The sequence below is a fragment of the Pseudomonas sp. NPDC089554 genome, assembly GCF_050280645.1.
Lineage (GTDB): Bacteria > Pseudomonadota > Gammaproteobacteria > Pseudomonadales > Pseudomonadaceae > Aquipseudomonas.
On record NZ_JBNNVR010000063.1, the window covers coordinates 22943 to 32885 of the forward strand.

8 protein-coding genes are annotated in these 9943 nt (G+C 64.8%); 1 reads left to right on the plus strand and 7 read right to left on the minus strand.

The features are described 5' to 3' along the window. Positions 1-8: 8 nt before the first annotated feature. Positions 9-2561, plus strand: coding sequence for a PepSY domain-containing protein (locus ACQKPE_RS18005; RefSeq protein WP_427667936.1), 2553 nt, complete (start codon positions 9-11; stop codon positions 2559-2561). A 94-nt stretch (positions 2562-2655) separates the two neighbouring features. On the opposite strand, the gene ACQKPE_RS18010 is transcribed toward ACQKPE_RS18005, so the two are convergent. From ACQKPE_RS18010 to ACQKPE_RS18040, 7 genes are all read right to left on the minus strand, one after another. Then, a complete protein-coding gene (locus ACQKPE_RS18010; protein ID WP_427667938.1) occupies positions 2656-3447 on the minus strand; it encodes an amidohydrolase in 792 nt (263 codons plus the stop codon). Then, entirely contained in the window at positions 3435-4583 is a 1149-nt protein-coding gene (locus tag ACQKPE_RS18015; RefSeq protein WP_427667940.1) for a pyridoxal phosphate-dependent aminotransferase, read from the minus strand. Before ACQKPE_RS18015 ends, ACQKPE_RS18010 begins: the two co-directional genes overlap by 13 nt. A 120-nt stretch (positions 4584-4703) precedes the next feature. After that, positions 4704-6170 carry a ribosome biogenesis GTPase Der gene (der, locus tag ACQKPE_RS18020; RefSeq protein ID WP_427667942.1) on the minus strand — a complete coding sequence of 489 codons (1467 nt, stop codon included), beginning with the start codon at positions 6168-6170 and terminating at the stop codon, positions 4704-4706. A gap of 115 nt (positions 6171-6285) precedes the next feature. Further along, positions 6286-7428 carry an outer membrane protein assembly factor BamB gene (gene bamB, locus ACQKPE_RS18025; RefSeq protein WP_427667943.1) on the minus strand — a complete coding sequence of 381 codons (1143 nt, stop codon included), beginning with the start codon at positions 7426-7428 and terminating at the stop codon, positions 6286-6288. 1 nt (position 7429) lies between these two features. Next, the gene (locus tag ACQKPE_RS18030) at positions 7430-8071 is read right to left on the minus strand and encodes a tetratricopeptide repeat protein (RefSeq protein ID WP_427667945.1); all 642 of its coding nucleotides are present in this window, start codon (positions 8069-8071) and stop codon (positions 7430-7432) included. Positions 8072-8111: 40 nt separating this feature from the next. Next, positions 8112-9401, minus strand: a complete 1290-nt coding sequence (gene hisS, locus ACQKPE_RS18035) for a histidine--tRNA ligase (RefSeq protein ID WP_427667947.1) — start codon at positions 9399-9401, stop codon at positions 8112-8114. A gap of 24 nt (positions 9402-9425) precedes the next feature. Then, the coding region (locus tag ACQKPE_RS18040) for a flavodoxin-dependent (E)-4-hydroxy-3-methylbut-2-enyl-diphosphate synthase (protein ID WP_427667948.1) at positions 9426-9943 on the minus strand (518 nt) is incomplete at its 5' end.

The window sequence follows — 9943 nt, forward strand, 5'->3', positions numbered from 1 at the left end:
TGAACGATGTGGTGAAGAAGTGGCTGTTCCAATTGCACTGGTTCTTTGGCATCACCGCAGGCCTCGTGCTGTCGCTGATGGGCATTACCGGTGCCACCTACTCGTTCCAGGACGAACTGCTGCGCCTGTTCAACGCCGATGTACTGAAGGTGGAGGTACGCGAGCAAGGCGTACTGCCGCTGCCCGAGCTGGTGCGCCGCGCCGAACTGGCCCAGGGCGACAAGGTGGCGATGGTCTGGGTCGACACCCAATCCGACACTGCCTCGCGCATCTTCTTCACCCCGCCGCCCGGCGAGCGCCGCGGCCCGCTGCGTTATGCCGACCCCTACACAGGCGAACTCAAGGGCGATGTGGCGGGTGTCGGCTTCTTCAACTTCGTGCTGCAACTGCACCGCTTCCTGGCCATGGGCGACACGGGCCGGCAGATCACCGGTGCCTGCACCTTGATACTGATTTTCTTCTGTTTGTCCGGGCTGTACCTACGCTGGCCGCGCAAGGCCCTGAACTGGCGCACCTGGCTGACCCTCGACTGGGCCAAGAAAGGCCGGGCTTTCAACTGGGACCTGCATGCCGTGGCAGGTACCTGGTGCCTGCTGTTCTACCTGCTGCTGGCGCTTACCGGCCTGTTCTGGTCCTACGACTGGTATCGCCAGGGTCTAAACGCATTGCTGGCCGATGCGCCTGCTGCGGGCGAGCAGCAAAAACGTGGCGAGGGCCGTGGCCGCCAAGGGCCGCCGCCTGATGCCAAGGCAGCGCCGCTGGTGGTCGACTACGACGCCCTCTGGCAGAACTTCCAGCAAGCCGCAGGCCCGCGCATGACCGCCTACAACCTGCGCCTGCCACAGGCTGGGGGCCAGCCCGCGACGCTGTTCTACCTGCTCGACGACGCCCGCCACGACCGCGAGCTCAACACCCTCACCCTGGACCCAGCCAGCGGCCAGGTAAAACGCCGTGAGCGCTTCGCCGACAAGTCGTTCAAGGCGCAGTTGCTGCAGAGCGTCTATGCCCTGCACGTCGGCAGCTACTTCGGCTTGGCCGGGCGAATCATCGTCACCCTCGCCGCCCTGACCATGCCGCTGTTCTTCGTCACCGGCTGGCTGCTGTACCTCGACCGGCGCCGCAAGAAGCGCCAGGTTCGCGCCGCCCGTGGCAATGTCGCCAGCACCGCGAACCACCACGACAGCTGGCTGATTGGTTTCGCCAGCCAGAGTGGCATGGCCGAACGCCTGGCCTGGCAGAGCGCCAGCCAATTGCAGGCCGCCGGCTTGCCCGTGCAGGTTCGCCCGCTCGCCGAACTGGGCGAGACGCAGCTCATCCAGGCGCAGCGCGCGCTGTTCGTGGTCAGCACCTTTGGCGACGGCGAAGCGCCGGACAGCGCGCGGGGCTTCGAACGCAAGGTACTGGGCCAGCCATGGTCGCTGGGTCACCTCAACTACGCCGTGCTGGCCCTGGGCGACCGCCAATACCCGCACTTCTGCGGCTTCGCCCGCAGGCTTCAGGCCTGGCTCGGCGAGCGCGGTGCCGCCAATGCCTTCGACACCGTGGAAGTGGACAACGCCGACCCCGTCGCCCTGCAGCAATGGCAGCAGGCCCTGGCACAACTGACCGGCGCCCAACCTGTCAGCGCCTGGCAGCCACCGGCCTTCGGCAACTGGCGCCTGCTCCAGCGTCGAGTCCTCAACCCCGGTAGCGCCGGCGGGCCGGTGCACCTGCTGGCCCTGCGCAGCGTCGAGCCCAGCACCTGGGCGGCTGGCGACCTGGTGGAAGTATTGCCACGCAACGATCCCACACGGGTCGACGCCCTGCTGCAAGGCCTGGGCCTGGATACCGACCTGCCCGTGCAGGTCGATGGCCTGCACGAAACCCTCGGCCAAGCCCTGGGAGGCCGCCAGTTGCCAAGCCATCGCGCGCACCTGGTCGGCCTGCATGCCCAGGCCCTGGTCGACGCCCTGGTGCCGATCACCCCCAGGGAATACTCCATCGCGTCTATCGCCAGCGATGGTGTGCTGGAACTGATCGTGCGCCAAGAGCGCCATGGCGACGGGCAGCTGGGGCTGGGCTCGGGCTGGTTGACGGCGCATGTGCCGGTCGATGGCACGCTGAGCGCACGCCTGCGCCGCAACAGTGGCTTCCAATTGCCGGAGGCACCGGCACCGATGATCCTGATCGGCAACGGCACGGGCCTTGCCGGCCTGCGCAGCCTGCTCAAAGCGCGCATCGCCGACGGTGAACGGCGCAACTGGCTGCTGTTCGGCGAACGCACCCGCGAACACGACTTCCTGTGTGCCGATGAGCTGCAAGGCTGGCTGCACGCGGGCGAGCTGGCGCGGCTGGACCTGGCGTTCTCGCGGGATCAGGCCGAGAAAGTGTATGTGCAGGATGTGCTGTTGCAGCAGGCCGAGGTACTCAAGGCCTGGATCGCCGAGGGGGCTTATGTGTATGTCTGTGGCAGCTTGCAGGGGATGGCGGCGGGCGTAGATGCGGCGCTAAAGGGCATTCTTGGCGAAGAGGCTGTGCAGCAGTTGGTCGAGGATGGGAGGTATCGGCGGGATGTGTATTGAACCAGCCCCAGCCTATTCGCGGGCAAGCCCGCTCCTACAGGGTCTCCAGCGTACCTGTAGGAGCGGGCTTGCCCGCGAAAAAAACAGCTCGGTCTCAATGTAGATCGAAGGTATCGGCATCCAGGTTGGCCGGGAACTTTGTCCGGTACGCCGCCAACTCCGCTGCACGCAGCACCACGGTGAACACCCCGTCGGCCTCCCCGGCGCTCAGCAGGTTCTCGCCCTGGAAATCCAGCACCTGGCTGTCGCCCGAATAGGCGAACCCCTTGCCATCGGTGCCCACCCGGTTCACCGCCGCCACGAAGCACAGGTTCTCGATGGCCCGCGCAGGCAGCAAGCGGTTCCAGTGCTGACGCCGCGCCGCCGGCCAGTTGGCGGTGTACAGCAGCAGGTCGGTGTCCTGGGCATCGCGGCTCCACACCGGGAAACGCAGGTCGTAGCAGATCAGCGGGCGAATGCGCCAACCCTTGAGTTCGAACTGCACCTGACGCTCGCCGGGGGTGTAGTGCTTGTGCTCGCCCGCCATGCGGAACAGGTGGCGCTTGTCGTAATGCAGGATCTCGCCATCCGGCCGCGCCCACAGCAGGCGGTTGCGGTGGCTGCCATCGGCGGCCTGGATGATCACGCTGCCGGTGACCACCGCATCGAGTCGCTTGGCCTGAGCCTTGAGCCACTTGTAGGTTGGCCCGTTCTCGGGCTCGGCCAGGCTTTCGGACTCCATGGAAAAGCCAGTGGTGAACATCTCTGGCAACACCACCAGGTCCACCTCGCCCACCTGCTCGAGCAGGCTTTCGAAATGCAGGTAGTTGGCCTCGCGATCGTGCCAGGCCAGGGTGGTCTGCACCAGGGCGATACGCAGGTTCGGCAACTCGCTCAGATCGCGCATAGTTTCACCGCTGCCTGGCGCAGCGTCTCCTCGCGTTTGGCAAAGCACAGGCGCACCAGGCGTTGCTCGGGGATGGGGTGCTGGTAGAACACCGACACCGGAATGCTCGCCACACCATGCTCGCGGGTCATCCACAGGGCCATGTCGACGTCGTTCAGGTCTGGGCGGATATGCGAATAGTCCACCAGCTGGAAATAGGTGCCTGCCGTGCGGGTGAAGGTGAAACGCGAGCCCTGCAACAGGTCGCAGAACAGGTCGCGCTTGGCCTGGTAGAAGCCCGGCAGTTCATCGAGGTGCTCGGGGTGTTCGGCCATGAAGTCGGCCAGCGCCCATTGCAGCGGGGTCACGCCGCAGAAGTTGACGTACTGGTGCACCTTGCGCAGCTCGGCGCTCAGGGCCGGAGGAGCGATCACATAGCCGGTCTTCCAGCCAGTCACGTGGTAGGTCTTGCCGAACGAGCTGACCACGAAGGCTCGCGCATACAGCTGCTCGTGGGCCAGCACGCTGGCATGGCGCACGCCGTCGTAGACCAGGTGCTCGTAGACTTCGTCGCAGACCAGGTAGATATCGCGCTCGGCAATCAGCTGTGCGAGCTGGTCGAGGTCTTCGCGGCTGATCAGCGCGCCGCTGGGGTTGTGCGGCGAGTTGAGAATGACCATGCGCGTGCGCGGGCTCAGGGCATCGCTGAATTTCTGCCAGTCGATGTGGAAACTGCCGTCGCTCAGTTGCACGTGCACGCAACGACCACCGGCCAGCTCCACCGAGGGCTCGTAGCTGTCGTAGCACGGGTCGAATACGATCACCTCGTCGCCGGCCTGGACCACGGCCTGGATGGCGCAGAAGATCGCTTCCGTGGCGCCGGGGGTGATGGTCACTTCCTGGTCGGCATCGACCTGTGCGCCATACAACCGCGCGACTTTCGCCGCTACCTGCTGACGCAGTGCCGGCAAGCCGGTCATGGGCGCGTACTGGTTGTTGCCGGCGCTCACATGACGACCCACCGCATCGAGCAGCGGTTGCGGGCCATTGAAGTCGGGGAAGCCTTGGGAGAGGTTGAGCGCGCCGGTTTGCGTGGCGAGCTGCGACATGGTGGTGAAGATGGTCGTGCCGACGTTCGGCAATTTGCTGCGGATCATGGAGCCCTCTTTCCTGGGGGGTGTATCCGGCACGGGGATGAAGCCCGAGCATAGCGGATCGACGGGTCAGGAAAAAGGTTGAAACAAATGGGGCCGCTTCATGCGGCCCCATCACAGCAGTTACTTGCGCTTGTCGCGGCGCTTTTTCTCGGCCTTCTTGTGGTGCGACATCAAGCGGCGCTTCTTGTTGACCTGGCGGTCGGTGAGGGTGTTCTTCTTGCCCTCGAACGGGTTCTCACCGCCCTTGTACTCGATGCGAATCGGCGTACCGACCAGCTTCAGCACCCGGCGGTAGGTGTTTTCCAGGTAACGCGAGTACGACTTGGGAATGCTCTCGGTCTGGTTGCCGTGGATCACGATCAGCGGCGGGTTGGCGCCCCCCAGGTGGGCATAGCGCAGCTTGATGCGGCGGCCGTTGACCAGCGGTGGCTGGTGCTCGCTGACCGCATCTTCGAGAATCTGCGTCAGGCGGCTGGTGGGCCAGCGGGTCACCGCCGAGGTGAACGCGGCCTGCACCGACTTGTACAGGTTGCCCACGCCCGTGCCGTGCAGCGCGGAAATGAAGTGGATGTCGGCGAAGTCGACGAAGAACAACCGGCGCTCCAGCTCGGTCTTCACGTAGGCGCGCTCACCGGCCTCCATGCCATCCCACTTGTTCAGGGCGATGACGATGGCGCGGCCGGCTTCCAGGGCGAAGCCCAGCAGGTTCAGGTCATGGTCCACCACGCCTTCGCGAGCGTCCATGACGAAGATCACCACGTTGGCGTCCTTGATCGCCTGCAGCGTCTTGACCACCGAGAACTTCTCGACTTCCTCGTGGATCTTGCCGCGCTTACGCACCCCGGCGGTGTCGATGAAGGTGTACTTGTCGCCATCGCGCTCGAACGGGATGTAGATACTGTCGCGGGTGGTACCCGGCTCGTCGTAGACCACCACGCGCTCTTCGCCGAGCATGCGGTTGACCAAGGTCGACTTGCCCACGTTGGGGCGGCCGATGATGGCGATCTTGATGCCATCCTTCTCGCTCGGACCAGGGATGCGCACGGCCTCTTCGCCTTCGGCCACGTCCTGGTCGAGGGCCTCGTCCTCTGCATCACGCGGCAGGTGGCCAAGCACGGCCTCCATCAGGGCGTTGATACCACGACCCTGGGAGCCTGCCACCGGAATGGCATTGCCCATGCCCATCGGCGAGAACTCGGCGCGGGCTACGTCGGCGTCGATGTTGTCGATCTTGTTGGCCACCAGGATCGCCTGCTTGTTCCGCTTGCGCAGGTGCTCGGCGATCATCTGGTCGGCAGCGGTCATGCCGGCGCGGGCATCGACCAGGAACAAGACGTAGTCGGCTTCCTCGATGGCCATCAGCGACTGCTCGGCCATCTTCTCGTCCATGCCCACTTCGTCACCGGTGATACCGCCGGTGTCGATCAGGATGTAGGAACGACCCTGCCAGCTGGCATCGCCATACTGGCGGTCACGGGTCAGGCCCGACAGGTCACCGACGATGGCATCGCGGGTCTTGGTCAGGCGGTTGAACATGGTGGATTTGCCGACGTTCGGCCGTCCTACCAGGGCGATTACGGGAACCATGCGGCTCTCCACTCTTGAATTCTTGAAAATGCAAAGGCCGCTGCAGGGCAGCGGCCGGAGTTCGGGCGGCGCTTCATGCGCCGCAGCTCGGGGCCATCAGACCCCAAGCTTAGCTTCAGCGGATGGTCAGTGCCTCGAGCTTGCCGCTGTTGCCAAAGACGTAGATGGTGTCGCCGACCACCAGGGGCCGGGCGCGCAGGCCATCGCTGTCGATACGCTCACGGCCGACGAAGCGACCATCGACCTGGCTGAGCAGGTGCAGGTAACCTTCGAAGTCACCTACCGCTACGTAGCTGGAGAACACTTCCGGGGCCGACAGCTGGCGGCGAGCCATGGTGTCGTTGCTCCACAACGAGCTGGAAGAGCGCTCGTCGATGCTCTCGACGGTGCCCGAGGCTTCGCTGACGTAGACGTTGCCAAAGCCCTGGGCGACACCGACGTAGCTGGAGGCATCGCGCTGCCACAGTACGCGGCCGCTTTCCAGGTCAAGGCCGGCAACCCGGCCCTGGTAGGTGCCGACGTAGAGGATTTCACCCGACAGCAGCAGGCCGCCGTCGATATCCACCACACGGTCCAGTTCGGAACGGCCCTGCGGAATGGCCACGCGGCTTTCCCAGACCGGCACGCCGTTCTGGGTGTCCACCGCAATAACCTTGCCGGTGGACAGGCCAGCCACCGCCAGGCGATTGGTGACGATCGGCGCGCCAGTACCCCGCAGGGTCAGCACCGCCGGGGTGCTTTCGTAGATCCAGCGACGGTCGCCAGTGGTGGCATCGAGGCCGATCAGGCGGTCGTCCTGGGTCTGCACCACGACGATGTCGCCATTGGAGGCAGGCGGCGCCAGCACTTCGCTGGTGACGCGGGAGCGCCAGCGCTCTTCGCCAGTGCTCGAATCCAGGGCGATCACCTCGCCCTTCAGGGTGCCAAGCATGACCAGGCCATAGCCCACGCCGACCGCGCCGGACACCGGCAGCTCCAGGTCTTTCTTCCACACCACGTCGCCATTGAGGCGATCGAGGGCAAAGACCAGTCCGTTGACGTCGGAGGCATAGATGCGGTCGTTCTCGATAGCCGGTACCAGGGTGTTGTAGGTCTCACCCTGGCCGTCGCCGATCGAGCGGCTCCACTGCTTCTTGAGCACCACTTCCTCGGTGAACTGGGTCAGCTCGGCCGGTGGCAGTTCCTTCTTGCTGTTGCTGCTGCAACCCGCGGCCAGCACGGCCAGGGCGAGCACTGCTGCTTGTTTCCAACCGATCACTTCAGGCGTCCCCTTTGGCCAGGTCATCCAGCTTCAGCTGCAAGGTACCGATCGCGGCGTCGTCGGACAGCGCGGCCTTGGCTTTTTCGTAAGCGCTATGGGCATCGTCGGCACGACCCAGCTGCACCAGCAGGTCGCCCTTCAATTCTTCGCGGCTGGCCAGGAACGCCTTGTCGGCATCACCGTCGAGCAGCTTGAGGGCTTCTTCGGCCTTGCCCTGGGCCGCGAGCACGCGGGCCAGGCGCTGGCGCGAAATTTCGCCGAGGGTGACGTCGGCCGGCTTGTCGAACACGCTCTTGAGCTCGGCGGCAGCGTCGTCCAGCTTGCCGCTGTCGACCGCGACCTTGGCGACGAACAGGCTGCCGTACTGGGCATAGGCGGTACCGCCAAACTCATTCTTGAGCTTGCCGGACAGCTCGGCGACCTTGCTTGCATCAGGTTCACCGCTTGGCGTCAGGGTGGTTTCCAGCAACGCCTGGTACAGCACCGAGGCGCCGTGCGACTGGTTGCTCTGGTACTTCTGCCAGGCCTGCCAGCCCATCACCACTGCAGCGGCGAGCAAGGCACCGGTCAGCAGCGGCTTGCCGTTGCGGTTCCACCAGTCCTTGGCCGCAGCCAGGTCACCATCATCAGTACTCGACACCCCAATACTCCTTATTCAGCAATTCGGCTGTTTGACCGCTTCACGCCTGCGCGAAAGCAGCGTCCAGGTGCTCGGCCAGAGCATCCCAGGCAATGTTCTGTTGTTCGCCCTGGCCACGCAGGGGCTTGAAACCTATCACTTGCTGCGCCAGCTCGTCGTCGCCGAGGATCAGCGCGTACAGCGCGCCGCTCTTGTCGGCCTTCTTGAACTGGCTCTTGAAGCTGCCACCACCGGCGTTCACCGCCAGGCGCAGGCCCGGCAGGCGGTCGCGCAGGCTTTCGGAAAGTTTCAGGCCCGCAAGCTCCGCCTGCTCGCCGAAGGCACACAGGTAGACATCGACGGTGCGGCTGATCGATTCAGGCACCTTGCCCAGGGTCTCGAGCAGCAGGATCAGGCGCTCGATACCCATGGCGAAGCCCACGCCCGGCGTCGGCTTGCCGCCCATCTGCTCGACCAGGCCGTCGTAGCGCCCGCCCGCACACACGGTGCCTTGGGCGCCGAGCTTGTCGGTGACCCATTCGAATACGGTCTTGCTGTAATAGTCCAGGCCACGCACCAGCTTGGTGTTGAGCACGAACGGAATACCGGCGGCTTCCAGACGGGCCTTAAGGCCCTCGAAGTGCACGCGGGATGCTTCGTCCAGGTAATCTTCGAGCTTCGGCGCGCCCACCAGCACCGCCTGGGTGCCCTGGTCCTTGCTGTCGAGGATACGTAGCGGGTTGCTCTTGAGGCGGCGCTGGCTGTCTTCATCCAGTTGCTCCAGGCGCGCCGAGAGGAACTCGACCAGCGCGTCACGGTAGCGGGCGCGGGCTTCGCTGGTGCCCAGGCTGTTGAGCTCCAGCTTGACCGCATCCTGGATGCCCAGCAGGCCCCACAGGCGCCAGGTCAGCAGGATCAGTTCGGCGTCGATGTCCGGGCCATCGAGGTTGAACACTTCCACGCCGATCTGGTGGAACTGGCGGTAGCGGCCCTTCTGCGGGCGCTCGTGGCGGAACATCTGGCCGATGTACCAGAGTTTCTGCACTTGGCCATTGCCGGTGATGCCATGCTCGAGCACGGCACGTACACACGCGGCGGTGCCTTCGGGACGCAGGGTCAGCGAATCGCCGTTGCGGTCCTCGAAGGTGTACATCTCTTTCTCGACGATATCGGTGACTTCACCGATCGAGCGCTTGAACAGCTCGGTGAACTCGACGATCGGCGTGCGGATCTGGCTGTAGCCGTAGGTGTCCAGCAGGCCGGCCACGGTGCCCTCGAAGTAGCGCCACAGCGGCGACTGCTCGGGCAGGATGTCGTTCATGCCACGGATGGCTTGCAGCGATTTGCTCACGAAAAATCCTTACGAATCTGTGTGTCAGCCACGGGCGATCAGCGCCGCGTCGGCTTCGACCTTCTCGGCCGCTTTCTGGCGGATGAGCTTTTCCAGCTCGTCCACCAGGTTGTCGTTGGTCAGTTTCTGTGCCGGCTTGCCATCGATGTACACCAGGTTTGGCGTGCCACCGGTCAGGCCGACGTGGGACTCCTTGGCTTCACCCGGGCCGTTGACCACGCAGCCGATCACGGCGACGTCCAGCGGTACCAGCAGGTCTTCCAGGCGCCCTTCCAGCTCGTTCATGGTCTTGACCACATCGAAGTTCTGCCGCGAGCAGCTCGGGCAGGCGATGAAGTTGATGCCACGCGAACGCAGGTGCAGCGACTTGAGGATGTCGTAACCGACCTTCACTTCCTCGACCGGGTCGGCGGCCAGGGAAATACGAATGGTATCGCCAATGCCTTCGGCCAGCAGCATACCGAGGCCGACGGCAGATTTCACCGTCCGCGAGCGCAGGCCTGCGGCGGGAACACGTGGCCCCCGGTGCCGCCAGCCATGAT